Raw genomic sequence first — 240 nt, forward strand, 5'->3', positions numbered from 1 at the left:
TGATTAATGTTTTTGCTGATATCGACCGACTTATAAACTCTTTATACCCTGTAGCTACCGCGCAATCACTTACCTTAAGCGAACTAGATAAACCTAACGTTTATGCCATTGGGTTAAAAAATGATGACGGGATTGTTGCTTGTGGGGCAATTGTAATGCAATCAGGGGAACCATCTTACGCAGAAGTAAGACGCCTTTATGTAAACCCTAGTTACCGTGGGAAAGGGTTATCTCGCAGAG

General features: G+C 41.7%; 1 protein-coding gene. It reads left to right on the forward strand.

Annotated features, from left to right (window positions below):
• The coding region (locus R2R70_RS22780; RefSeq protein WP_410979314.1) for a GNAT family N-acetyltransferase at positions 1-240 on the forward strand (240 nt) is incomplete at both ends.

The organism is Cobetia sp. SIMBA_158, from assembly GCF_046566945.1.
Classification (GTDB): domain Bacteria; phylum Pseudomonadota; class Gammaproteobacteria; order Pseudomonadales; family Halomonadaceae; genus Cobetia; species Cobetia amphilecti.